The sequence below is a fragment of the Mycoavidus cysteinexigens genome (assembly GCF_003966915.1).
In the GTDB taxonomy this organism is placed as follows: domain Bacteria; phylum Pseudomonadota; class Gammaproteobacteria; order Burkholderiales; family Burkholderiaceae; genus Mycoavidus; species Mycoavidus cysteinexigens.
In genome coordinates, this window is the sequence record NZ_AP018150.1 from 2,753,453 (window position 1) to 2,777,293 (window position 23,841).

24 protein-coding genes and 3 pseudogenes are annotated in these 23,841 nt (G+C 49.2%); 4 read left to right on the forward strand and 23 right to left on the reverse strand.

All coding sequences use genetic code 11. The annotated features are described in order from the left end of the window. Positions 1-2 precede the first annotated feature (2 nt). From hslV to MCB1EB_RS11685, 6 genes are all read right to left on the reverse strand, one after another. The gene (gene hslV / locus MCB1EB_RS11660) at positions 3-539 is read right to left on the reverse strand and encodes an ATP-dependent protease subunit HslV (protein ID WP_026921680.1); all 537 of its coding nucleotides are present in this window, start codon (positions 537-539) and stop codon (positions 3-5) included. 224 nt (positions 540-763) lie between these two features. Further along, complete coding sequence (gene dksA / locus MCB1EB_RS11665; RefSeq protein ID WP_026921681.1) at positions 764-1,183, reverse strand: RNA polymerase-binding protein DksA; 420 nt, start codon at positions 1,181-1,183, stop codon at positions 764-766. 167 nt (positions 1,184-1,350) lie between these two features. Beyond that, positions 1,351-1,725, reverse strand: a complete 375-nt coding sequence (locus MCB1EB_RS11670) for a c-type cytochrome (RefSeq protein WP_232034117.1) — start codon at positions 1,723-1,725, stop codon at positions 1,351-1,353. 22 nt (positions 1,726-1,747) lie between these two features. Beyond that, a complete protein-coding gene (locus tag MCB1EB_RS11675; RefSeq protein ID WP_052393911.1) occupies positions 1,748-2,437 on the reverse strand; it encodes a BON domain-containing protein in 690 nt (229 codons plus the stop codon). 35 nt (positions 2,438-2,472) lie between these two features. Then, positions 2,473-3,060, reverse strand: coding sequence for a phosphoheptose isomerase (locus MCB1EB_RS11680; RefSeq protein WP_026921683.1), 588 nt, complete (start codon positions 3,058-3,060; stop codon positions 2,473-2,475). A gap of 140 nt (positions 3,061-3,200) precedes the next feature. After that, the gene (locus MCB1EB_RS11685; protein WP_045364052.1) at positions 3,201-3,587 is read right to left on the reverse strand and encodes a YraN family protein; all 387 of its coding nucleotides are present in this window, start codon (positions 3,585-3,587) and stop codon (positions 3,201-3,203) included. A gap of 68 nt (positions 3,588-3,655) precedes the next feature. Between MCB1EB_RS11685 and rsmI the strand changes: the two genes are divergently transcribed. Then, positions 3,656-4,558 (forward strand): 16S rRNA (cytidine(1402)-2'-O)-methyltransferase, encoded by a 903-nt coding sequence (rsmI, locus tag MCB1EB_RS11690; protein WP_045364049.1) that lies wholly within the window; start codon positions 3,656-3,658, stop codon positions 4,556-4,558. Positions 4,559-4,938: 380 nt separating this feature from the next. Here the strand turns inward: rsmI and MCB1EB_RS11915 are convergent, their stop codons facing one another. Next, complete coding sequence (locus MCB1EB_RS11915; RefSeq protein ID WP_045364047.1) at positions 4,939-5,430, reverse strand: hypothetical protein; 492 nt, start codon at positions 5,428-5,430, stop codon at positions 4,939-4,941. Between the two features lie 278 nt (positions 5,431-5,708). Between MCB1EB_RS11915 and MCB1EB_RS11920 the strand changes: the two genes are divergently transcribed. Continuing rightward, complete coding sequence (locus tag MCB1EB_RS11920; RefSeq protein ID WP_045364044.1) at positions 5,709-6,023, forward strand: hypothetical protein; 315 nt, start codon at positions 5,709-5,711, stop codon at positions 6,021-6,023. Between the two features lie 1,028 nt (positions 6,024-7,051). Here MCB1EB_RS11920 and MCB1EB_RS11700 read toward each other — a convergent pair. Further along, positions 7,052-8,021: pseudogene (locus MCB1EB_RS11700) on the reverse strand (IS3 family transposase). Positions 8,022-8,597: 576 nt separating this feature from the next. On the opposite strand from MCB1EB_RS11700, the gene MCB1EB_RS11705 reads away from it, so the two are divergent. Continuing rightward, positions 8,598-9,563: a hypothetical protein gene (locus MCB1EB_RS11705; RefSeq protein ID WP_052393909.1), complete on the forward strand. Its 966-nt coding sequence runs from the start codon at positions 8,598-8,600 to the stop codon at positions 9,561-9,563. Here MCB1EB_RS11705 and MCB1EB_RS11710 read toward each other — a convergent pair. Next, positions 9,556-10,582 (reverse strand): annotated as a pseudogene (locus MCB1EB_RS11710) (ISKra4 family transposase); the annotation flags it as partial. The gene MCB1EB_RS11705 and the pseudogene MCB1EB_RS11710 overlap by 8 nt on opposite strands. A 16-nt stretch (positions 10,583-10,598) precedes the next feature. After that, complete coding sequence (locus MCB1EB_RS11715; RefSeq protein WP_081953534.1) at positions 10,599-11,045, reverse strand: IS1096 element passenger TnpR family protein; 447 nt, start codon at positions 11,043-11,045, stop codon at positions 10,599-10,601. A gap of 335 nt (positions 11,046-11,380) precedes the next feature. Here MCB1EB_RS11715 and MCB1EB_RS11720 point away from each other — a divergent pair, with 335 nt between their 5' ends. Next, the gene (locus MCB1EB_RS11720) at positions 11,381-11,683 is read left to right on the forward strand and encodes a PoNe immunity protein domain-containing protein (RefSeq protein WP_052393902.1); all 303 of its coding nucleotides are present in this window, start codon (positions 11,381-11,383) and stop codon (positions 11,681-11,683) included. Between the two features lie 277 nt (positions 11,684-11,960). On the opposite strand, the gene lipA is transcribed toward MCB1EB_RS11720, so the two are convergent. The 13 genes and pseudogenes from lipA to fmt all read right to left on the reverse strand — a co-directional run bounded on the left by lipA (position 11,961) and on the right by fmt (position 23,835). Further along, a complete protein-coding gene (gene lipA / locus MCB1EB_RS11725) occupies positions 11,961-12,974 on the reverse strand; it encodes a lipoyl synthase (protein ID WP_045364041.1) in 1,014 nt (337 codons plus the stop codon). 9 nt (positions 12,975-12,983) lie between these two features. Then, on the reverse strand, positions 12,984-13,700 hold the full coding sequence (lipB, locus tag MCB1EB_RS11730) for a lipoyl(octanoyl) transferase LipB (protein WP_045364039.1): 717 nt from the start codon (positions 13,698-13,700) through the stop codon (positions 12,984-12,986). A 30-nt stretch (positions 13,701-13,730) separates the two neighbouring features. After that, positions 13,731-14,000, reverse strand: coding sequence for a DUF493 family protein (locus MCB1EB_RS11735; RefSeq protein WP_045364037.1), 270 nt, complete (start codon positions 13,998-14,000; stop codon positions 13,731-13,733). Positions 14,001-14,045: 45 nt separating this feature from the next. Beyond that, positions 14,046-14,990, reverse strand: a complete 945-nt coding sequence (locus tag MCB1EB_RS11740) for a D-amino acid aminotransferase (protein WP_045364034.1) — start codon at positions 14,988-14,990, stop codon at positions 14,046-14,048. Beyond that, complete coding sequence (locus tag MCB1EB_RS11745) at positions 14,987-16,192, reverse strand: D-alanyl-D-alanine carboxypeptidase family protein (protein WP_045364032.1); 1,206 nt, start codon at positions 16,190-16,192, stop codon at positions 14,987-14,989. The genes MCB1EB_RS11740 and MCB1EB_RS11745 overlap by 4 nt, the downstream gene beginning before the upstream one ends. 62 nt (positions 16,193-16,254) lie before the next feature. After that, complete coding sequence (locus MCB1EB_RS11750) at positions 16,255-16,899, reverse strand: alpha/beta hydrolase (protein ID WP_045364029.1); 645 nt, start codon at positions 16,897-16,899, stop codon at positions 16,255-16,257. A gap of 53 nt (positions 16,900-16,952) precedes the next feature. Next, on the reverse strand, positions 16,953-17,291 hold the full coding sequence (locus tag MCB1EB_RS11755; protein ID WP_126354040.1) for a (2Fe-2S) ferredoxin domain-containing protein: 339 nt from the start codon (positions 17,289-17,291) through the stop codon (positions 16,953-16,955). After that, complete coding sequence (locus tag MCB1EB_RS11760; protein ID WP_045364026.1) at positions 17,288-18,001, reverse strand: response regulator; 714 nt, start codon at positions 17,999-18,001, stop codon at positions 17,288-17,290. Before MCB1EB_RS11760 ends, MCB1EB_RS11755 begins: the two co-directional genes overlap by 4 nt. Further along, the gene (locus MCB1EB_RS11765) at positions 18,002-20,404 is read right to left on the reverse strand and encodes a sensor histidine kinase (RefSeq protein ID WP_045364023.1); all 2,403 of its coding nucleotides are present in this window, start codon (positions 20,402-20,404) and stop codon (positions 18,002-18,004) included. After that, a complete protein-coding gene (locus MCB1EB_RS11770) occupies positions 20,394-20,972 on the reverse strand; it encodes a DUF4390 domain-containing protein (RefSeq protein WP_045364021.1) in 579 nt (192 codons plus the stop codon). Before MCB1EB_RS11770 ends, MCB1EB_RS11765 begins: the two co-directional genes overlap by 11 nt. Further along, positions 20,969-22,312, reverse strand: a complete 1,344-nt coding sequence (rsmB, locus tag MCB1EB_RS11775; RefSeq protein ID WP_045364018.1) for a 16S rRNA (cytosine(967)-C(5))-methyltransferase RsmB — start codon at positions 22,310-22,312, stop codon at positions 20,969-20,971. The genes MCB1EB_RS11770 and rsmB overlap by 4 nt, the downstream gene beginning before the upstream one ends. 307 nt (positions 22,313-22,619) lie before the next feature. Continuing rightward, positions 22,620-22,784, reverse strand: a pseudogene (locus tag MCB1EB_RS11780) (transposase); the annotation flags it as partial. A 79-nt stretch (positions 22,785-22,863) separates the two neighbouring features. Beyond that, entirely contained in the window at positions 22,864-23,835 is a 972-nt protein-coding gene (fmt, locus tag MCB1EB_RS11785) for a methionyl-tRNA formyltransferase (protein WP_045364015.1), read from the reverse strand. Between the last annotated feature and the right edge of the window lie 6 nt (positions 23,836-23,841).

Consider the following 23,841-nt stretch of genomic DNA (forward strand, 5'->3'; position numbering starts at 1 on the left):
GCTCAATCGAGGGTCTCGATAATAAGATTGTGGTTAGTATAAATGCATAGATCGCCGGCAATGCCGAGCGATTTTTCAACAATGTCACGTGGCGCTAGCTCAGTATTTTGCGCCAGTGCGCGAGCCGCCGCCTGCGCATAGGTTCCGCCTGAACCAATTGCGCAAATGCCATTTTCAGGGTCTAGTACGTCACCATTGCCGGTTAAAATGAGCGTCGTTTCAGTATCGGCCGCGATCATCATCGCCTCCAAACGGCGCAACATGCGATCGGTACGCCAATCTTTAGCAAGTTCAACGGCAGCGCGCATTAAATTGCCCTGGTATTTCTCAAGCTTACCCTCAAAACGATCCAGCAACGAAAATGCATCCGCTGTGCCGCCAGCAAAACCGACCAATACTTTATTGTTATAAATGCGCCGAATTTTTCTGGCGCTGCCTTTCATAACCACATTGCCCAACGTGACTTGCCCATCTCCGCCGACGGCCACTTGCTTGCCGCGCCGCACCGAAACGATTGTGGTGCCGTGATATTGTTCCATATACATTCCCTCTGAAAACGCTACACCTCCAGCCGCTTGTAGCTCATAGCCGAAACCCCAACGGCAACGATGGGGCCAGGCAGGCATTATCTCAAGCGTGAATGCTTGTATTTTAGGGCATCATGCCAATTATCAAGAGCAACACAAAACACTTTTTAATACGCTATCTGTATTGCCACTCAACGATTGGATTTAGAAGCGAGATGCGGCGGGCGCTAATTTAATTAATCACCAAAAAGTTTTTGACGCAGCTCGCGGCGCTCTTGCGCTTCAAGCGACAAAGTGGCGGTAGGTCGAGCAAGTAAGCGCGCAAGGCCGATAGGTTCGCCCGTTTCTTCACACCAACCATATTCGCCCGCTTCAATGCGCTTAAGCGATTGTTGAATTTTTTTGAGTAACTTCCTTTCTCGATCTCGGGTACGCAACTCTAATGCATGCTCCTCTTCGATGGTGGCGCGATCAGCCGGATCAGGCACAACCACTGTCTCACGCAAATGCTCCGTAGTTTGTCCAGCGTTATGCAAAAGCTCCTCTTGCAATTGCTCGAGACGACGTTTAAAAAACTCGAGCTGCGCTTCACTCATGTAATCCTTTTCGCCCATCTTCAGGATTTCAGCTTCTGTCAAAGATTTTTTTGTGCTCATTTAGCGGGTGCTTTCGATAATAATACGATGTAAATCATGGCTCACCTGCTCGGCGCCATGCACAAAAATGAGTAGACTGCGGCAGTTTTTCAGCAGAGTGACGCATTGCATAGCGCACATCGAGACAAGGCGCTTGCCATTCTACCTCAACTTTTCCTCTCGTTTGCTCATTTTGGCGGCGCCCCCGCCAATACCCAAGCAACGATCGTTTGCGCATCCGTTTCGCTCAAGCGCGGATGAGATGGCATGGGAATCGCGCCCCACACCCCCGCACCACCTTTTTTAATTTTTTCAACTAATTTCGTTAATGCCTCAGGCTGATCTTTGTATCTAGCCGCCACGGCTAGATAAGAGGGCCCGATTCTTTTTTGGTCCGTTGTATGGCAACCCATGCATGCATTACGCCGAACTAATAACTGCGCCTGCGTTGCATCGCTTGCATATACAGCATGGCTGCTCACCGCACAGGTGGCGACGCTCAACACCATCGCCACTGTGCGTATGACTTGACATGGAATTTTATTTAAATTGACAACCAACATTTACGTTTTAAATAAGCCTGGGCTACTTTTGCTGCGAAGACGTAGGCAAGGTTTTATTCACTTCGCTGGTAGGCGCATGACCAGGCTGTGGTGGCGCGCCAAGCGATAGTTTTTTAGCTTCCGCGTCAGAAATATATTGGAACACTTTCACCACTTGCAGCACACCCGGCACACGACCTGCCAGCTCAGCCGCGCGCTTACCTTCGCTGTTGGTCACTAGGCCCATCAAATATACGATCCCGCGCTCAGTCACCACTTTGATAAAAGTAGCGGAAATATCCGGTGCATTCACATGAGAGGCTTTGATTTTGGCGGTCAAGTACGAATCATTTGAGCGCGAGGCAAAGGAGCTTGCGCCTTGAACCGCTAGCTCATTGACAACTTCTTGTACATTGCCGATCGCGCGCACAATCGTTTCGGCTTTTAATTTGGCGCTCGCATTGGGCGCTTCGCCAGTCAACAATACACGCCGGTTAAATGCGGTAACGCTAATATGCGCTTCATTGGGTAGCTCGCGCTTAAGCTGCGCTACGGCTTTAACTTGAATCTCGCGATCCTCTGTCTGCGCGCCTAAGGTACGACGATCTGAGGCCACTAACGCGCCGCCACCGGCAGCTCCTGCCACTAATAAAGGACATCCCTGTAATGAAGAAAGTAAACTCAAAGCTAGTATGGTGCGGCCAACTGTTTTACCGATCTGCGTTGCAATCATGTCCAACTCCTTTGATTAACATCATAAAAATGCAATTACTTATCGCCGAGCAACATTGCATCAATGCCATCGCATAAGCAATGAATTGCCAACGAATGAACTTCTTGGATCCGTGCGGTGCGCTCGCTTGGCGCACAGAGATGTAAATCGGTATCAAACAAGACCTCTTTTATGCGGCCACCGCCTTTACCCGTTAACGCAATCACCAGCATGTCTTGCTCATGTGCGCTTTCAATCGCAGTTAATATATTTTCTGAATTACCAGAAGTAGAAATCGCAATCAATATATCGCCCGGTCGCCCCAACCCAGATACTTGTCTGGCGAAGATTTTTGCAAAACTATAATCATTGCCAATCGCCGTTAAAATAGACGAATCGGTGGTAAGTGCAATTGCCGGCAAAGCGGGCCGCTCTTGTTCAAAGCGACCGACTAACTCAGCCGCAAAATGCTGCGCATCTGCAGCAGAACCGCCATTTCCACAAATCAGTACTTTACCGCCATTAGCGAGCGCCGCAAAGACTGTATCGACAGCAGCAGCAATTGGAGTGGCAAGCTCTTCAAGGGCAGCAAGCTTAGTTGACGCGCTATCTCGAAAGTGCTGCTTAATTCTTTCAATCAACATTGAATTTTCCGTTTGCAATCAGCCATAGTTAAAACGTTACGGCCGATTCTATCGTATTTGCTTATAAACTTGGCGCCCGATCTCCAATCATTTTCATTTACTTATAGCACAAACCAACATCGAAGGCCTTAACCTTAACTCTAATCATCATCAACGCCAAATATATTCATCAGCCAACTTATCTGCTCACCATCAAATATTACCGCATCAAAACGACATACCGGCAATCTTCCGCGCCAGGCGGCAAGGTAGCAGCGTGCCGCTAAGATTAAACGCGTTCTTTTAGTTTTGCCAATACTCGCCGCAGCGCCGCCAAACCGCATACTGGCGCGCGCACGCACCTCGACAAATATCAGCGTGTTTTTTGCGTCGCGCATAATCAGGTCTATTTCACCTCTATGATAAGCCACATTGCGCGCGATCAGCGTCATGCCGCGCTGCTGCAAATATTCTAATGCGCGCGTTTCAAACTCAGCGCCAAGCTTTTTTGCACCTTTCAATCTAGGTTGTTCAGCAATTTTATGCATAATCTATCGATCGTTGCATGGCACAATGGCTCTTGCCCCAAGATTTAAATGAATACTGAGGACATGCATTGGTTGATTTACTCTCACTCGCTCAACATCAGACCTACCCGGCCTCAGCGTTATATGTCGTTGCCACCCCGATTGGCAACGCCGCTGACATCACATTACGCGCGCTCCATGTGCTCACACAGGTCGATCGAGTCGCGGCTGAAGACACTCGGAACAGCGCGCAATTACTGGCCCGCTACGGCATCGCCAAACCCCTGCTAGCCGCACATCAACACAATGAGCACGAAGCCGCTGCGCGCATTGTGACGCATCTGCAAGCCGGCGAACGAATTGCTTATATATCAGATGCAGGTACTCCTGGCATCAGCGACCCAGGCGCAAAAATTGTCGATGCGGTGCGCGCTGCCGGCTTCGCTACGATACCTATTCCTGGCTGCAATGCGCTCGCAGCAGCCCTTAGTGTGGCTGGCGAAGGGTTCAGCCACGAGGTTGCCAATACGCAAGGGGGCTTCACTTTTATTGGCTTTCTCCCGACTAAATTTAAGCAACGCGCAGTGCAACTCCAGGCACTCGCGCTTCATCCTCACGCAATGGTATTTTACGAAGCACCGCACCGTGTATTGGAGACAGTGAGTGCGCTTTCAACTATATTGGGCAGCCAACGGCAATTACTCATCGCGCGCGAATTAACAAAGTTACACGAAAATGTGCACTGCGCCACCCTAGCCGAAGGGCTAATATGGCTACAGGCAGATCCCAACCGGCAGCGGGGAGAATTTGTACTTGTAGTGGAAGGGGCAAACCCCGCTCAGCAAAGCAGCGCGAGCCAACATGATGAGCTCTTGCAACTGCTATTGACGCATATGCCGGTTAGCGCCGCAGCACGGCTTGCAGCCGCGCTTACGCACACTTCACGCGCGGCGCTTTATACACGCGCGCTGGATTTACAGGAAAAAAACTAAAATGAAAATAGCGCAACCCATTCTCTTCTTCCATCGAAGAGCTACAAAACAATCTCGATAAGTGGCTGAGTTATTGCAACAACCATCGCTCAATGAATCGCTTTATTCTATACGCCGTTTCTTTGAAACAGGCTCATCAGATGCGCTTCTTTGCTTTAGCAAGCTCTCATTCATTGAACTTAGACCTTGCACATCTCGACACCCTCAACGGACGGCACCGCTGGCAAGTCACGCAAGACGCAACAACAAACATATGTAATACTCCAGACCATTGGCCTTAGCTGTTTCTACCAACGAATAAATAATGTGTGTAAATCGCACAATTAATATCTACATAAATAGAGCATGCATTTTCTTATGCCATTAAAAAATTATTTAATTTAATTCTGCACCCAGGTTCCTTGCTCTCTCTGCATTTTTTCTAGCGATAACTTCCCGACTTGCTTTGCCTCTGAGAAGACGTTAAATTCTGTATTATTGAAATATTTTTTATTCCGCAAAACCAAATCCCGCAATGTATTAATCTGAAGCCCCAATTCATACTGTTCTTTATAACTGATCTTTTGATTCCCAGAAATAGCTTCTTTTAAACTACCCATTGCACTTTTTAAGTGCTCACTCACCCTCCCCTCAAATTCCTGGTCAAATTTAACATTTTCCTTTCCTTTTAATTCCTTCGCTTTCCCTTGAAATTCTCCAATTAATTCTTGATATTGGCTAACCGTTTTCCGATTATTATTCCCCAGGGCTTTAGGTTTTTCCGTAGGATTATTAGCTAAATCAGGCGATGAAAGACTGCTTGCCCTTTTATTTTGATTTTGCAGATTAGGTACAGAATAACGCTCCTTTTGCTTTATTTCTGGTGAATCCACGGTTCGAGTGAAATTGGATTGAGGGGATACGTAAGTGGGTAGGCTTGACCGGGGTTGAGCAGACTTTTCTGAAATACTAGACCGCCGAGAATCTACACTGAAATATCCTGAATCCTGCCTAGCAAACGGTTGCATTCTTCCGTTTTGAGTTTTACTTTCCATCTCTTCTGCAGGGATAAAGGGCCGAGTTAAAAAAAGCCCTCCTTCTATTGATTCTTTAGGTAGTTGGAGGCTTGGGAAAGCAACATCAGACTCCCTAAGCGGCTGATGTTGAAAAGTTGCAGCCGGTTGAGATTGAAGATGCGCTGGAGAGGACTCTACTCGCCGAGGTTTCAGCGGTGCAACTACCTGAGATGCGGGATGCGCTTGTGAAAGCTCTACGCGCCGAGGTTGCAAAGGTGCAACCCCTTGAGATTGAGGATGCGCTTGAGAAGACTCTGCTCGCCGAGGTTTCAGCGGTGCAACTCCTTGAAATGGGGGGGGTGCTTGTGAAAGCTCTGCTCGCCGAGGTTGCAAAGGTGCAACCCCTTGAGATTGAGGGTGCAATTGACGAAGCTCAGCCTGCCGAGCTTCCAGAGACATCATCCATGTAGGCTTAGGGCGCGCTGGAGAAAATGTTTGAGGCCCATTTCTTGGAGATATATTCGTTTGATTATTCGCAGCTAAGTTAACTCTTTTTGGCAATGATAAAGCTCCTTCAGAATTTTTTCTGCTGTTTTGTGAAGTGCTTGTTGTTGATGTATTTTGAGTATTGCTCGGTCTCTCTATAGGTTGCGCAAAATTGCTTATCTTAGAAGATTTCATGGCGGCACCCTTTCGACGAAAAAATCAAAAGCGAGGTAAGTTTACTTATTGATCAACTGTATCCTCCCCAGCTATTTCTATTTTTATCATTTGCGCTAAGCTATTTTTTACAAAAACGAAAATGTGTAAAGAAGTACGGACTACGGGCAACCATACGCAATGAATTGCCCATTTTTAGCCGCGCAGCTTGTGCCCCCGCTTAAATACACCTCACGCGCTGGATGGGTAGTCAAAAAGCCAAGATAAAAACGGCTAAATACACAAGCTACTCAATTTTTGTAGTTGGTTTGGGCTATGTTTGAGGTTAGCCAGAGTGGGACTCACATACTCACCTGGGTTCGAGGCTGTTGCGCAACTCGCCAGCAAGATGGCGATAAAAAGCGCTTGGCAATATCGAGTCAATCGAAATTTCTTTATATCTGCACGCATTGTTTGTCCTGCTCTAGTAGCTGCACAGCATGGATTGTAGCGAATTTCTGGAGATTCGGGCAAAGCCGTAACAGTCCGTGCATCAATCGCAACTAAAAATAGCCATTAGGTCAATATGCGCAGTAAAACGTCCATGGTCCCCAACCATGAGCGACCCAGCGCGCTACCTCGCCAACTATCACCGCTCTTATAGCCGCAACGCTCCGAGCGCCACCTAGCCAATGTAACATCGGACCTTTTAGTTGCTCGTTTCTACACCCATTTCTTATCCTGCGCTAATAGCTTATACTGACCCTGCCCCAGAATTAGTTTCATTCTAAAATAGAAAAATGCGGCTCCTGACCCTGCCCCAAAATTAGTACCATTCTAAAATAGAAAAAAGCGGCTCTTAGACGTCCTCTTTCGATGGCCCATTCCTGCATTGACGGGCGAACTCAGCGGGCGTCATCCATCCGTGTGCAGAGTGGGGACGATCCTCGTTATAGTACTGCCGCCAGGCCTCGATTTTTTATTTAGATAACCTATTTATGCTATTGCATTTAGTACGTTGTCTACCTTAATCGTCTTTGGCAGCCCACGGGTCCTGCAGAGTTGCTCAAGAACCCGCACCACATCTTCTCCCTTCAAACTCTGCCCCACATCAATTGCCAGGCATTCGCTCGTGTAGTTATTAACAATCGGTAAGGTCCGTAGCCGACGACCATCAAACAGCGCATCGGCCACAAAGTCCATGCTCCAGATTTCGTTGATACCGCTTGCCTGTTGCTTGGGCTGCCTCAAGCGTGCGGCTTTGTTCCGCTTCGGGCGATAATGTCGTAATGACAATCCCATTTGCTGGTAGAGGCGATATACCCGCTTGTGGTTGTCCTTCCAGCCTTCACGCCGTAGTAGCACATGCACGCGTCGATAACCGTAATGCATTCGTGACAAGGTAATATCTTTGATACGCATCATTAAGGATGCGGCATCCCTGGTCTGAGAGCTGTATCTATAGACCGAGCTGGATATCTTCATCACCGCACACGCCTGACGCTGACTCGCTCCATACCGACTGATTAGATACTCAACCAGCGATCTACGGCAAGAAGGCTTTAAAGCTTTTTTGAGAGTACGTCCTGTAGCATAGCCTTATCTAGCGATAGGTCAGCCACTAAGCGTTTGAGCTTACTATTCTCCTCTTCTAATTGCTTTAAGCGGCGTAATTCCGATGGCCCTAACCCTCCGTATTTTTTGCGCCAGCTATAAAATGTCGCTTGAGATATCCCCATCTTTCGGCATACTTCATCTACCGATATCCCTACTTCCGCCTGTTTTAGACCAAACGCTATTTGCTCTTCCGTATATCTCGATTTCTTCACCGCACAATCTCCTGATCAATATCAAAATTGGGCCGCTTTTTCTACTTTTAAATGCACCGAAATTTTGGGGTAGGGTCACTGTACTAAACTGCTATAGCATTAGCTATATTCCCGCTTGCTAGTTTCAGCATAAGGGCTAACAAAGCCTAATTCATCCTTTGCTATTTTCTTTTATATTGATTATTATGTTTTTGCCATTTATACAAAAATGGACAGGCTGGAATATGGAAAAGAAATAGGCGCAAATTGGCCGCACTTTTTATAAGAACGGCTTTACGGGTGCGAAGAAAGGCGGCGCAATCAGCACAAAGTGGAATATTCCAAAAAATGCAGCGGCTTAATGAGTTTTTACTGGATCGTTTAATTGACCTGGACCCAGAAGTACAGGCAGAGATAAACGAGTATCGGGTGGGATCACTGCCCGCGCTGAACGCCAAGTGGTTAAGGTCGTTTGCCTGCCCGCTAGGTGACCTCGTAGATAAATCGGCGTAGGGCGTAGTCTGAAGCCAATTTATCTGCTGTCATAAAAAGCGGATATTTTTATTTACTCTCAACGCGTCATTAGGAGCTGTTTTTATGTCTGATGCATTCGAGATTGATGTTAACGGGATTCCGCTTGTCTTCGAAAAAAACGAGTGGGGGTTTGTGGGGTATGTGGAGCAAGAGACGTGGAGACAAACGGAGGAGTGGTGGGAATTGGCCAATGAGGTTAATAATGGGAGGGAAATAGTCGCTTTCGACTTTCGGCAATTTGCAGTTTGGCCTAAGGTAAGTATGTCGATAGAGTCCTTCGGAGATGGAAATCTAAATCTAGATCCCAGGCGAAGCCTCCGGGAAAAAGCGCCACCGATGGACAATATAACGGGAAATATAGAAAAATTGCTCGATTTCCAGAAGTATCGTAACGATATATATCAATTGTCTAGTCCATGGCTATTCGACTTGATGAAATACGCCAGTGAAGCAAGGAAAGACGGTCAAGGAGGAACAACAGATCCACAAATAGCTTGCGATGCGCTTGTTATCGGTTGGGCAGACGAGAGTCTATGTGTAGCCCTCGGATGGTACAAGAATTCCGGCCACGCTGAAATGAGAGCCTTACAGGCATTTATGGTTGGCACAGGCGTTTCCCTAAGAGAATTGAAAAAGCATATATGTTCCATAACGATACAGAAGCCTCCTTGTCAATTCTGTGGCTTTGCATTGGAAACACTGGGGCTTATCGGTAAAGTAAATAGTCAAGGCTGCTATGAGGCTAATAAACTGTACGGTTGGGAAGAACCAAAGGATCCATACAACTTATATCTTACACAGTGTCCTGCCTTCCACGAATCAATGGAACATCTAGCAAGCGTCTATAATGGTTTTTTTATGACCAACCCCAATGTTGAGCTGGCTAGTGCCAACAATAATATGTTCGTAGACGTTGAGTGGTACAAAAACAACATCATGGGTCTTAAAAAAAAGACTTCATACTCGCATATGCTAGATCAAGGGACGATTGAAAAACGCATAAATGACCTATTATTGGGGCATATTTGAGACTTTGCAGGCGTTGGCTCAAATCCGCTAACAAGCTCTGTGTTTCCGGATATTTGTCGGGCTTCAGTTCTGTTGTCATTCCCTTAACCATCTGCCTCATCACCGTCAAGCGCATAGTGATGTGAAACCAGTCAAGCAAGTGCTCGGACTCCGGACTGAGATAGTACTGTAGATCACGCACGGCATCCCCTCCATCCGATAGAAGCACGATCTGCTGATTCATTTGTAGACCCTGCGATTTCAGCACCTCGTACAGCCGCCGTTTGAGCTTGGTATCGTACTGGTTGACGAATGCAAACACTTTATCGCTGCCGTCAGGCAGAATACTTTTGCCGGTCAGGGCTTCAAACCACCCTTCGTTTTTCGAGCGCTGGTCAGACGCACGCACATAACAGCCATCCAGGCCGACCGTCAAGGGTGGTCCCGGTGGCGGTTGCTTTGCCCAATCTCGAGGACACCTTTCTATAAACTGGCATTGCTCCTCGCCCAACTCACTCTCCATACGTTCAGCAACGCATTGCTGATGGCGTTGCATAGACGTACGGTTGATATTCCCCGAGAGCGGCAAGATCCCCATCAACAACTCCATGCTTAGCCCATAAGACATCAACGAAGCAAACTTGGTCTGCAGATACAGCCGTTCTGGAGCACAGTGCGTGCTCAGCAGCGCTGCCGGGGGACTCGCTAGGACGGCCACGATGATGTTGGCATCGGCAATCGTAAAAACGAGGACTGTTGAGGTTGAATTTGCCGAACAGTGTCCGATAAATGAGGTCATGCTGTCCTTTTCGCGCCCGGCGCATCCCACGGTCCGGACAGATTTCAAATGACTTGAGGTCTTGCGCGATCTGTTCGCTGACCATAGCCTGCTGCATACTGTGCAGCAACGCTTTTGCCTCCGCCAGCGTTAGACCCAGCTCCTCTTGCCGCAGTGCACCACGCTCTAGTCGGGCAATTTCTTCGACTTTCTCCGGCTAGCCGTTTTCACTTTCAATGACCACTTGGATTCGTACTTTCATCGCCAACTCCTGTCTATTAACACCTCCAGGCTTCATCATGGGCCGTATACTGCCTGAGCCGGCGGTTGAGCGCACGCCGGTCAAATTCATCCAACCCCAACCACTCCTGTAATGCCTCGAGATCCTCGCTGCGATCCCGAACGGCTCCGAAGTCGCCAGCCGCCCAATCGTCCTGGATAACCTCAAGTAAATCTGCCACATACAACGAGAGTGTATCCCGGCGCACTATGAAAGCTAAAGGGCCACCACACTCTTCTGGCAGTGCTCGCCGCTTGCCGCCAATGCAGTATGGGTAAGTACGCTTTTCATCTTGCGCCAGACGTGCTTCAATGCGCACCTCATGTTGCCAGCCGTCTCTAAAAACATACTTGTAGAGAAAGCGCTCATTGATACGGAATTTGAACTCGCATAGCCGAACCTGATCGGCATCGGTTGAAAAGCTGATGCCGCCATCGTGGTAGATGCCATAGTCTTACCCATAGATGTGAAATCGATTCAAGTGAGCATCGCTCCAGCCAAAAGCAATTTGCAGCGTGTCATGGCAGTTCAGCAAGACAGCAAGGACCGGGACTGGCAAGGGAAATCAACATACCATCGTATCTGACCGCCGGAAAAGGGTTAGAAACGCCAGCCCCCGGAATGAAACACTCTCGTCACGATGGACTGAAATACGCAGTAGCGGTTGATAATACTGATTGGCAATGAAGGTGAAGATGAGTTGCTAGATCGTATTATTGCAAGCCGAGAACCATCACGAAAAATAGGAGCAAGTTATGTCATCCAAAGCCTTATCAGCGCTTGCTAGATGCAATTAATGCACCAAAAGACAAGCAAGCGGAAAAATTAAAAAGCTTTATCACCAAATGGTACCCTGAGTTAAACCGTCCTCCTAAAAATGGGATGTCAGAGATAACCGCTATGTATGCTCGGCCTTATTGGTATAAATATCATACCCTGGAAGGGGGCTATTTCGGTTTCTGGTGCATCGAAGCTTTAGCTGTCGTCAAAGCCTTTGGTTTAGATGATTCTTTATGCTTAGGCCATCCCAATTACCCAGGCGATTTACTCCGGCCCAAAGGCCCTTCTGCAAGTAGCAAATGATCGCGCCGCCAAAGAAGAACAGACCAATGAATTGCCAGAAAAAAATCCTCGTCATTTTTGGTCGAGAATTTTCAACAAAGCAAAAATTTACCTAAAAAGTGAGTGATCTTTTGGCTTTGTATTGGATCGCTAAACTATCGCTCCCGCATTGTGCTTTTGCCTGCTCAGCGTGGGATTATCGGCCCGGCGATAGTTTAAATGAGGCTATGGCTTTAGACCATTTAGCTGTAGGGCTACGATCCGATCAGACAAATACCCGATTTGAAAGATGTAGCCATCAACCCACCACCCCAGCACTATGCGCTTGCTCATCCGCATGGTAGCTCGAACGCACCATCGCCCCCACTGCCGCATGAGTGAAACCCATTTTGTAGGCCTCTTCTTCATACATCTTAAAGGTATCTGGATGAATATAATCGCGTACCGGCAAATGATGTTCTGAAGGTTGTAAATATTGGCCAAGCGTGAGCATATCTACATTATGCGCACGCAAATCCCGCATAACCTGCAAGATCTCTTCTTCACGCTCCCCCAGCCCAACCATCAGCCCAGATTTAGTAGGGGTATTGGGATGCACAGCTTTGAATTCTTTTAGCAAATTCAGCGAGTGCTGATAATCTGAGCCAGGCCGCGCCTCTTTATATAAACGCGGTACAGTTTCAAGGTTGTGATTCATCACATCGGGCGGCGCCGCATTTAAAATGGAAAGCGCGCGATCAAGCCGGCCGCGGAAATCTGGCGTCAGAATTTCGATGCGCGTTTGCGGAGAAAGCGCCCGTACCCGCTCAATACAGGCAACAAAATGGGCTGCGCCCCCATCACGCAAATCGTCACGATCAACGCTTGTAATTACCACGTATTTAAGTTTTAAAGCCGCAATCGTCTTAGCCAGATTTTCTGGCTCGTGTGGATCAAGCGGATCTGGGCGACCGTGGCCCACATCACAAAATGGGCAGCGCCTGGTGCATTTATCTCCCATAATCATAAAGGTCGCCGTGCCTTTGCCAAAGCATTCGCCAATATTGGGACAGCTTGCCTCTTCGCAAACGGTATGTAACTTGTGCTCGCGCAAAATTTGCTTAATCTCGTAGAAACGTGAGTTTGAGCTGCCAGTGGCTGCTTTGACACGAATCCAGTCTGGTTTTTTTAATTTTTCAGCAGGTACGATCTTAATTGGAATGCGCGCTGTCTTAGCTTGAGATTTCTGCTTAACAGTAGGATCATAGAGGGGTTGCACACCTTCTATCGTGGACGAAGCGGCAAATTGGCTTACCGGTGTTTCTGCGGTCATACGACTATCCTATTCAGCAACACAAGCGGCAGGTTGGTTTTTTGCCAGGCCGAGCGTGTGCATAGTAATATGTTTAGTTAACTGGGTAGCAAGCGTCTGAGCAACTTCGCACCAGTCGGCGACAACGCCCAACGTAGCCATATCGACAATTTTTAAACCTGCATAACCGCAAGGGTTAATGTCATGAAATGGCTGTAAATCCATCTTTACGTTTAAACTCACGCCATGGTAGCTACAGCCGCGGCGGATTTTGAGTCCTAGTGCGGCAATTTTTGCGCCATGCAATAAATCAGCCGTTTCCTGCTCTGCGGATCCCGCATAGTAAATCCCTGGCGCCCCAGATTTACGCTCACCGACGATATTATACGCTGCCAGCGTATCAATCGCCGCTTGCTCAATATAGTTAACGAGTTCGCGCACCATTAACTGACGGCGGCGCAAATCGCACAACAGATAAGCGACCACTTGACCCGGGCCGTGATAAGTAATTTGCCCACCACGATCAACCTGCACCAGCTCAATGCTTGTATTAGGCGACAATAAATGGCTAGGTTTGCCGGCTTGCCCTAAAGTATAAACGGGCGGATGCTCGACTAGCCAAAGCTCATCCGGCGTATTGAGCGTTCGTGCATCCGTAAAAGCACGCATTGCAGCAAAGCTGGCTTGGTAAGGTTCAACGCCGCGCCATTGCACATGCATTTTTAAAGCATCGATATTTGTCAGCATTTATTCGGCCCCGCATTTGGCCTGCACAAACTAGAGAACCACCGATACCATCGGGTGCGAACTCAACGCGCGATATATCTCGTCCAAATGAGGACGATTACGTGCATGCACAGTACACGTCAGGCCAATGTAGTTGCCATTGCGTGAAGGACGCATTTCAATCGATGCGCCATCAAAATTAGCATCAAATTCTTTAAGCAATCGCTGTATCGCTTCAGCAAAACCGGGCTGGGTTTTACCTAATACTTTAATTGGGAAAGCGCACGGAAAATCGATCAATGATGCGTTAGCCGAGTCCATGCATGCACCCTTTGATTAAGGCCAAGAAAGTCATTGTTGCGCCGCTCAATGTTTGCCATCCAGCTTGTTTGCGCTTTCGTATGCAGCAAGCTGTTTCTCTTTCGCGCGCTGATAACCGGCATAAAGCGCCGCAAAAACAGGCCCAGGCCGGCCAGCGCCAACGGGACGATCATCTAGCCGAGTAATCGGCAAAATTTCTTTGCTAGCTGAACTCATCAAAATCTCATCGGCTGAACGCAACTCGGCCTCAGGAATCGGGCGCGCTTCAAATGTAATGCCGGCTTCTGCCGCCAGTTCCTCAAACAAGCGATAACGAATGCCTTCTAAAATCAGGTGATTAGCCGGCGGAGCATAAAGTCGACCGGCTTTTACTACCCAAATATTAGATGAGGAACCCTCCGTCAGCTCTCCATTACGTAACTGGATTGTTTCGAGTGCATCGCGTTCAGCCGCATACTGGGCCATCAACACATTGCCTAATAATGAGATGGATTTAATATCACAATGCAGCCAACGCTCATCCAACGCGGTAACGGCGGCTACCCCTTGCTCACGCTTAAGCGCACTAGGCGGGGTAAACGAATTGGCCATCACCATTACGGTTGGCGTACTGTGCGCCGGAAATACCTGGGCTCGGGCGGCAACGCCACGAGTTACCTGAATATAAATCAGGCAATTTGCATCATCCGCGTGCTGTTGAGCATGAAGGGTAATGGCTTTTTCGATAAGAGCGCGCCAGCCAACCTCATTAAATGGATCATTAATGCGAATTTTAGCGAGGCTGCGGGCAAGTCGCGCCAAATGATGCTCGATCCGAAACGGCCGCCAGACATTCACCCCTCGTTCAGAGATGCGATAAACTGGAATGACTTCATAGACGCCATCGCCAAAGATAAACCCCCGATCTAAGACTGAAATGCGCGCCTCAGATAGAGGCAACCATTCACCATTTAGATAAACTGTTGAATCTTTGATAGAGTGCAATGTCATACCCACTTCCGCCACATTTTTGACAACCAGAGTAAAGCCGTATCCCACAGTCGACCCAGCAAGCCCGCTTCTTTAACCTCTTCAAGTGCAACCAGTGGAAAGACCGCGATTTCTTGGTCATTCGCCATAACCTTCACCACGCCAACAGCTTGCCCGTCTTTAATCGGAGCCAGCAAAGGCGCATCTAATTGCACTATAGGCTTAATCTTTTCTCCAACGCCGCGCGGCACGGTGATGAATTTATCCGACTTTACGCCCACTTTAAGCGTATTAGAGACGCCCTTAAAAAGCCGCGGCGTATCGACGGGCTGCGCCCCTGCGTAAAGCTTGACCATATCATAAGCCTGATAACCGTAATTAAGCATTTTCAGGCTATCTTGCACGCGGTCATGCTCTTTGCGTTCCCCCATCATCACCGTTACTAAGCGGCGGTTCACGTCTGACGCTTGCGGCAATGGACGTTTCGCTGATGCCGCCAAGCAAAAACCCGCCGCTGTAGTATGGCCTGTTTTCAAGCCATCGACAGTGGAATCAAGCCATAACAATCGATTCCGGTTAAATTGTCGAATCTTATTGTAGGTATATTCTTTAAGCTCAAAAAGCGGATAATACTCTGGAAAATCTTGTATCAAATGCGCCGATAACAAGGCGACATCGCGTGCTGAAGTATAGTGTTGTGGATCAGGCAAACCATTCACATCTGCATAGTGCGTGTGTTTCATTCCTAAGCGCTGGGCCGCCTGGTTCATTAGGTTCACAAAATTAGCTTCATTGCCACCGATTAACTCAGCCAGCGCGATGGCCGCATCATTACCTGATTGCACCACCATCCCATGCAATAAATCAGAAATCGTAACCGGTTTATGCGCTTGAATAAACATGCGCGATTCATCCGGCTTAGCGCGCCGCACTGCCTCACTAGGAACGATAGTTTGCGCCATATCAATCTTTTTGGCTTTAAGCGCCTCGAACACCAGGTAAGCCGTCATCAATTTGGTTAACGAAGCCGGCTCAACGCGTTCATCTGGATTGCCCGCAGCAAGCACTTGATTACTCGTTACATCCATTAAGATCCATGAGCGCGCTAACACGGTAGGAGGCGGCACTTGCGCCTGCGCTAAAATAGACGTTAAAGCTAGCCAAGCGCCTAATAAGGATGAAATGAAGTAAGAGGACAAAATCGGAAATCGCATAGTTTGCATAAAAAAATAAAACTGAGAAAGGCGACGGAGAAGGGGCACTGGATGCTAGCTATGGCACTTTACTATACGCGCCAGCTCTCGACAATAATTCGTTTAAGTAGATGAAGCTTGCGATGAAAGAAATGGTCAGCGCCTGGAATAATGGTTACCGGCAATTCCTGCGGACGCGCCCAATCGAAAACCGCGGTTAGCGGAATCGTCTCATCTTGCTCCCCATGAATCACGATCGTATCTTCTGGCACTGGGGCCACAGCCCAACGGCCGGCGGCGGTGCCAACCAAAACTAGCCGCTGCACCTGGATATTATTTTGCGTCAAACGTTGCGCAAGATGCGACAATACAAAAGTGCCAAACGAAAACCCCGCTAATACAAGTGGCCCATCGGCGCAAAGTGGCTGTGCGCGAATATGCTCAAGCACCGCCAACAAATCATCTTGCTCGCCGTGACCATGATCATGCTCGCCTTCGGTGCGCCCCACCCCACGAAAATTTGAACGAACCGCAACGTAGCCCAGTTGCATGAGGGTGCGCGCTAAGGTATGGGCGACCTTATTATCCATCGTCCCCCCGAGTAAGGGATGCGGATGCGCAATCAACGCTACGCCACGCGCCGGAGGATTCTGTGCGCCGGTCTCTGGCGGCCAATCAACCGTTATTTCGATTTTGCCAATCGGCCCATCAATTAAATATTTTTTCGGGTCTGCCATTTTTTAATTTAAACACCTCAATCAATTGCTGCTCAATATAATCCCCGCTCTTTTTAAGTAACCAGAGAATTTTCTTGCGGAATCAATAACCGCTCAACAATCTTGCCGCCCACCAGATGCGAATCAATGATTTCATCAATATCAGCTTCATCGATATAGGAGTACCAAACGCCTTGCGGATACACCACTACGACTGGACCTTGCTCGCAACGATCCAGGCAGCCCGCTTTGTTAATACGAATTTGCGCCGGCCCACTCAAGCCCAGCTCGCGCACTCTTTTTTTTGCATATTCCTGCATTTTTTGCGCATTGCAATTCGCGCAACTAGGGCGCGTATCGTTAGTGCGCTGATTGGTGCAGAAAAAAACATGATGCCGATAAAAAAGAGTCATGATTCAGCCCGATTTCTGCATAATTCTATGCCCAGTTGTTTTAATTTTCGGTAAAGATGCGTACGCTCCAGACCGGCCCGTTCAGCAATGCGCGTCATGCTACCGTTGGCTTGTTTCAGATGGTATTCAAAATAGGCGCGCTCAAAAGCATCGCGCGCATCACGCAGTGGCAGTTTCAGAGAAATCGTCACGCACTCGCTCGGTGATGCTATGGCAGTTTCTGCCACACTGTGGCTCGCAATTGACAAGGCCACGGCCCCGATTGACGGCATGGTGGCTAACTCTGGCTCGGGCTGTGTGATTGGCCGTGGTGTGAATTGAGTATTCGCGCGCGCATTCATTTCCGCTGCGCGCACCAGCCCCTGCTTAACCGCCTGCAGCAATTTTTGCAGCGCAATCGGTTTTTCAAGAAAATCAAATGCCCCAATCCGAGTCGCCTCAACCGCGGTATCAATGGTTGCATGTCCCGACATCATGATCACGGGCATTGTTAAGCAACCCTGTGCGGCCCACTCTTTGAGCAACGTAACGCCATCGGTATCCGGCATCCAAATATCTAGCAAAACCAGGTCAGGCGCTTGACGCATACAGTACGCGCGTGCTTCCTGCGCATTTTCAGCGACATCTACCAGATGACCTTCATCGTTCAGAATTTCCGAGAGAAGCTCTCGGATACCCATTTCATCATCTACTACTAAAATGGTTGCCATTTACACTACCTTTGTCTGCTGTCTCGCTATCTGCTCGATTTTGCTTGAGATTAACTTTCCTGTATGCGGTTCTAACTCGCTATCCGCCAATTGAAGAAAAAGAATCGAAATTTGCGCGCCGCTCGCTCCTGTACTTGCCCCATCCGCTGGTGGGCGGTTGCGAATACTAATGCTAGCAACATGCTCATCAATAATTTTTTTAACCGTGGCAAGCCCTAAACCTGTACCTTTGGTCTTGCTCGTCACATAAGGTTCAAAAGCGCGTGTGAGAATCCGTGCCGGAAAACCAGAACCATTATCCATTACGCTGAGCCTCACCGCTAAACCGTTTTTACTGGGTATGTCTGGGTGCTCATATTCTACTGCTTTTGTCTCAATCAGCACACTCGGCGCAAAGACTTCCGCCACGGCATCTTGCGCATTTTGCAGCAGGTTATGAATCACCTGGCGCAATTGCGTTGGATCGCCGCGGATCATAGGCAACGGAGCTAAATCCGCTTGGATAAAACTTTTCTCTTCGCCGACCCCATACAGTGCGAGTACCTCTGTGATCAAATCATTTAATTGCAAATCATGTAGCACCGTCGGTGGCATCCGCGCATATTCTCGAAAATCGTCAACCATCTGCTTCATCGCCGCAACCTGGTTAATAATCGTAGTTGCTCCCCGCCGCAAAACCTCAGCGTCTGCAGGAGCCAGTTTATCGGCTAACTTCATCTGCAGCCGCTCGGCCGAGAGTTGGATCGGCGTAAGCGGGTTTTTGATTTCATGCGCCAAGCGGCGCGCAACCTCACCCCAGGCGACCGAACGCTGTGCCGAGATAATATCTGAAATATCATCAAACACAACTACATAACCCGCCGTTACGGCACTTTTCGCCGCTGCCATGTCAGCGCTCGCTTCAATTGCTGGCAAGAGTAAACGCGTCCCCCGCGCGAGCAAGGTGAGCGGCTCGGCTTCCCCCTGGACCTGGACTTCAAATTGTTGTTGCCAGTGCCCTAGATCTCCCTCTGCTGTAGCCAGTTCAGCATCTCGCACCGCAAAAGCCTTGCGCACCATCGAAGCAAAACCTGCCAACGCGGTAATTTCTTCCAGCAAACAATTTAAGTGTCCTTGCAACGGTTGACGAAAAATCCGCTCAGCCCCGACATTCGCAATCGTGAGACGGAATTTTCGATCAAACACAAATACGCCCGCGGTTAAATTCGCTAATACACTTTCAAGATAGGCTTTTGAATTCTCTAGGGCAACCCGATTACGTTCAACGGCTGCACGCGCTTCCGATAACTGCCGAGTCATTGCATTAAACGACTGCATCAAAAAACCCAGCTCGTCGTTAGTGTTGGTTTCATATTTTTGCCGATAATCGCCACGCGCTACTTCGAGCGTGCCTTGCGCCAGTAAAAAAAGCGGGCGAGCAAGCTGGTTGCCTAACCCAAACGCCAACATCATTGCGATAAAAGTTGCCAAAAAGAGGGCCAACGTCAGCGTGCCAATATACATTTTGCGCAACCCAGTACGGCCCAAGGCCTTTTCTTGGTAGTCACGCCAAGCGCGTTGCATCTCAGCCGCGTTACGCGCCAACTGGGGTTGCACGGAACGAGTTAACTGCAAAAAACGCTCATCTTGACGCGCTAAGTTTTGATAATCAGCCGGTATCCGCACCACGACACGCAAACGGAGAGCGCCTTTGGCGTTCTCCGTGAATTGATTCGTAGATTCAGCATCGAGTTCGCCTTCAAGTCCGGCATAACCGGTGGTCCGCGCTTGACGCAGCATCATAGGAGTCGGCAAATCATCTGGCACCAGGGCCGTAAAATTAGGGGAGGCTTGCGCCACCACCCGGCCCGTTGAAGCTACGATAATCGCTTCTTGAACCCCGAATTGCTCGCGTAAGCGCAATAAAGTCAGCGTCAAATTTGCTTCATCCGCGGCAGCGAGCTGACTGGCTATCAAGCGGCCGTTATTATGCAGGTCGGCTAAGGAGTTATCGAGCAAGCCGCGGCCAAGATCAAGCCCAGAAGCCAGGGCCTTTTCAACATTTAAATCAAACCACGATTCGATACTGCGTGAAACAAATTGCAGCGAGACCAAATAGAGGATGCCACCTGGCAACACTCCAACCAACGCAAAAAATATGGCAAGTTTCGCTAGCAGCCGAGCACCAAATTTACCTTGACGTAAACGGGCGACGATAATCCATATCAGACCACCAACGATTAGCATGAAAATCAGTGCAATCGCAATGTTGGCTGAATATAACCATGAATAATAACGATCGAAAAATTCCGTATTGGCGCTACTCGCTAACGCCAGTAATACAAGCAACAATAAGGCTAAAATCGCTATAGTTGTGAGAAGCGAACGAACAACATAACGAGTGAAGGCAGCTTTACTTGGCATGTTGACTCATCACAAACTCGAATCGTTTCCAATCGGAAGAAAGCCGCCAATCACGATTATTCACCGCATCAATTTGAAAGGGTTTGGGCATCAGCGCAGTATCCAACTGCATTCGCACTGACGCCGTGTAGACATACCCAGGCACAACTGCCGCGCGGTCGATGGTATGCCATACATTGACATGTTTAATCACCTTGAGGGCATCCGCAAGGCTTGGGAAACTCAGTTGTAAACCACCGCTTGAGAGTCGATATTGGCGCGTGAGCGGTTGGTATGACAACCGTATGCTTTGCGCAGCGCTCACGGTTTCCTCATCAAACCAATACCAGCGCGCGCGCGTCAATTCAAAATTAGTGGTGAAATAAAGAGGTATGCCCCGATTGATAGCACCGACCAGGCTCTCGTTTAAAACAAACTCAAAACGCGCATCCAGCGCCCAGCCCAGACGATCGGCTTCAAGCGAGGCGCGCCGCACATGAATCGTATGCGCCTGCGCCAAGGCGAGTTCAGGCCAGATAAGCCCGATAGCCACGATCCACTTGAGTAAAAAAAGACGCAAATCAATCACTGTTTACGAAAACGTGCATAAAAAAATCCATCCCGATCATCCGTATTTGAGGCACAACCTGGTAGTGCGGTAGATGGCAAAAGTTGGCCCGGAGCGCTCAATCGTACCGCATCTTGTTGCTTGCCTTCAAACCATTGCGCTTGGCGCTCACCTTCTATAGGGAAAATCGAGCAAGTAGCATAAACTAATTCACCGCCTGGTTTTAACAATGGCCAAAGCGCCGCTAACATACGCTGTTGTTCACGCGCGAGCGCGGCCAAGTCGGCGGGACGTCTAAGCCAGCGAATATCAGGGTGACGACGCACAATGCCTGAACCTGAACACGGTGCATCAATCAGCACACGATCAAATAGCCGCCCATCCCACCATTCGTCAGGAGAGCTCGCATTCCCAATGCAGACCGTCGCCATTAACTGCAAACGACTTAAATTTTGCTCGATCCGCATGGCGCGCGCCTGATCCACTTCAAGGGCCACTAAATCTATCTCCGCTAATTCAAGCAAATGTCCGGTCTTACCGCCAGGCGCGGCGCATGCATCCAGCACCCGCATCCCAGGGCGAATCTCAAGTAACGGAGCGGCCCTCTGCGCGCTCGCATCTTGCACTGAAACTACACCTTGCATAAAGCCCGGCACACGCTCCACTGGCAATGCGCGCAATAACCGTACGGCGCTTGGGCCTGCCGCTACGGCTGGAATCTGCGCAGTATGTAAGACATCAAGATATTCAGCAACTGTCGAACGGCGTTGATTAACGCGTAAAGTCAGCGGCGCATGCGTATTGCCGGCCGACAAGATCTCTTCCCAAGCAATAGGCCAGGCGGTACGCACCTCATCAATCCACCAACGTGGATGATTCCAACGCGCGACTGGGTCATGCATAATTTGCGCCAATAACGTAGCGCGCGAGCGCAAAAAATTACGCAATACCGCATTCACGAGCCCTTTCATTGGACGAGTTGCGGGTTGTACGTTAGCCGCGCAAACGGCCTGGTCAACTACGGTGAAAGGCGTATAAATAGCAGATTCAGGCTCATCGCTTAACAAAGCCAAAGCACAAGTCAACAGATTTGCAACTGGCGCCGGAGGAGGTTTACGCACAAGCGCCGCAAGCAATGCATCCGCCCGGCCTAAGGCGCGTAATGTTCGATAGGCGATATCCTGAATGGCCCCGCGCGCGGCGGGAACGTCAATTTCTGCAAATAATGCGGTCAGCGCAGCCGGCAACGCCGTCCCAGCGCGGACCGCAGCCAGCGCGCGCGCCGCGTTATTCAGGGCGAAAGCAAGCGAATCTGGAGCCGGCTGCATAGCAAAATGGGAGGTGGTCTGGGTTGCTGGCATTAAATGGGTGTAAATGGGTGCGTTATTGGTTATAGGATTCGGTCCGATAGTATCGAATAAGCTAGATTTTTAGAATTTTAACGCTGATTGCTACGGAACTTTAGCCTTATGCTCAATAAAAGGACGCAAGCGCTCTTGTTTTTTTAAGAATGAAGTTTATTAAACGGCAATTCCAAGAGCTAAGGAGGCGCTGATTTAATCGAGAATTTTTCGTAGGCAAACTAAAAAATGCTGAATCGAACCAATTGAGCACAATTTTTTGCACCAGAGCGGCCATTTTATTCTGAGTTTCCTATTTCCCCCTCATTTAGACGGATTGAGCCTGCAATCTACGCTTCGCAAGCTGGATATTGGCTAACGCGAACAAAGCAAATAATTGCGCGGTATTCTTGACCAAACCCCGGTAACGTACCTTTTTGTGACGAAATAGGTTCTTGATAATGTGGAATGGGTGCTCAACCCGCACCCGAATCTACGCCTTGACGTGCTCTCGTCGAACGAAAATTTTTGCATCAGCATGGCAGTGGCCGCGGAGTTTGGTATGAAATTCGTTAAACCGCAAAACACTGCCCTTCTCGCAACGCAAAACCCTTTAGAAATTCACTCACCGCAAGCCTTTTGCCGCCTGGTTTTTGCCACTGCGTAACCGTTAGCGCATCAGTGCCACATGCAATGGTTACCGCATCAGGTGTGATTTGAATGATTTCTCCGGGCATAGCCGTTTGCGGCGCGGCAACCGGCGTTGCCGCCCAGATTTTGAGGGACTCGCCATCTAGCACGGCTAGCGCGCCGGGGAATGGATCAAAAGCCCGCACTTGGCGCGCTAGCGTCCCAGCCGGCAATTGCCAATTAAGGCGCGCTTCCTGCTTGCTGATTTTTTCCGCATAAGTCACGCCTTCGATGGGTTGTGGCGTTGCCTGTAATGCGCCGCGCTCAGCAAGCATTTGAAGTTCTTCAACAATTAGTTGCGCGCCCAAGGACGCCAACTTGTCATGCAGGGATGCTGTGGTATCGGAAGTTAAGATGGGGATAGATGCGCGCTTTAGCATGGGGCCTGTATCAAGCCCTACATCCATTTGCATTAAGGTAACACCGGTTTGCTCGTCCCCGGCGGCAAGCGCGCGTTGGATTGGCGCCGCCCCACGCCAGCGCGGCAGCAAGGAAGCATGGACATTAATACAACCGTGCGGCGCAATCTCAAGCACCGCTTGCGGCAGCAATAAACCGTATGCAACCACTACCATAACATCGTGCGGAGTTAAATGCAGATGATCAAGCGCAGCAGCCGCTTCCGCCGGAAAGCGGCCATCCGTGCGGAGCGACGTAGGCTGGATAAGCGGTAAACCCTGTTGAAGAGCGAGTTGTTTAACCGGACTTGCCGCCAGTTTCATGCCGCGGCCAGCCGGTCGATCCGGTTGTGTCAGCACCAACGGCACCACGAAACCTGCTGCCTGAATAGCTGCGAGAGTGGTCGCAGCAAACGCTGGCGTACCCGCAAAAATAACCCTTAAATTACGCGACATGAGAAT